The following is a 925-nucleotide window of genomic DNA, read 5'->3' as shown; positions in this document are numbered from 1 at the left end:
CTACAGTGAACTTGAGAATTCCTTTGACTTGCCTGTTGAAAAATTAATGTTGGAGATTTTAGCGCTTATTCTTTCGGCAGGTAGGTCTTCAGAGAAAGTCAAGAAATATCACCTTGACATGATCCGCGGATTGCTAAAGGAGATCGAGCTATCTTCTGTTTTGAATGATTTGCCCTCTGACGAGGCCGCAGAGCTAAAAAAAGATCTCAGGGTGTTGGGTCTTTATTAATTGATGAAAAGGGGACAGATTTATTTTTAGGCTGACGGTGCTGTGTCATAAATAAATCTGTCCCCTTTTTCTTGCATACTCCCGGGATAGCAAGATGATAGATGCCCTGAAAGAAAAGCTGTTGATGGAGCTAGTTAATCTAGATGAACCATGGGTAAAAAAAATTGAGTACAACTCTGAAGGCAGTGATTTGAATTGGCTTCCTGTTGCAGAGCTTTCTGGCGGACGTTTCCTTTTAGGGCTTACTGCCGAGGGGCTTTGGGCTCGATCGACTGAGTCTGCTGTTCAGACAGTCAGCGACGAAACAGCGTGTGTATTTTTTCTGCCAATACTAGAAGACCTTCCAGAAGTGGTTCGCGGCAAGATAATTGATGGGCTTAAGTGTTATGGGCTTTCTGAAGAATTCATATATATATTTCCTTTTGAAAAAGTTGTTATAGAGGGCCTTAAAAGTCAGAGCGAGTACTGGTCTGGTTTGGCATTGAAGTGGGTCTTATTCGTTCCACGGTCTAGCCGTTTGACAGTAGAAGTAGAAGCATTGAGTAAAACTGGGGAGAGTCAGGGAATACGGCACGCGGCTAGAAAGATAGCTAAGCAGCTTAAAGCTTCGTGATAAAAGAGAAAAAGGGGACAGATTTATTTTTCACCAGATCGACTAAGCTGCAGGTCTTAATGGAAGGAGATCGTTATGCCAAG

The 925-nt window shown here is 42.7% G+C and carries 2 protein-coding genes; both read left to right on the top strand.

The genetic code is table 11. The features are described 5' to 3' along the window. Positions 1 to 229: Imm2 family immunity protein (gene imm2 / locus J0A65_RS24250; protein ID WP_206596824.1), on the top strand; the 229-nt coding region annotated here is incomplete at its 5' end. A 94-nt stretch (positions 230 to 323) separates the two neighbouring features. After that, complete coding sequence (locus J0A65_RS24245; protein WP_206596823.1) at positions 324 to 842, top strand: hypothetical protein; 519 nt, start codon at positions 324 to 326, stop codon at positions 840 to 842. Positions 843 to 925 lie beyond the last annotated feature (83 nt).

Origin of the sequence: Bowmanella yangjiangensis (assembly GCF_017255015.1) — a bacterium.
Classification (GTDB): Bacteria; Pseudomonadota; Gammaproteobacteria; order Enterobacterales; family Alteromonadaceae; genus Bowmanella; species Bowmanella yangjiangensis.
The sequence above is the reverse complement of the archived record's forward strand: the minus strand, read 5'-3'. Positions and strand labels throughout refer to the sequence as shown.

Coding starts and splice junctions, on each gene's coding strand:
- J0A65_RS24245 (WP_206596823.1), top strand. CDS start 324: ATGATAGATGCCCTGAAAGAAAAGCTGTTGATGGAGCTAGTTAATCTA.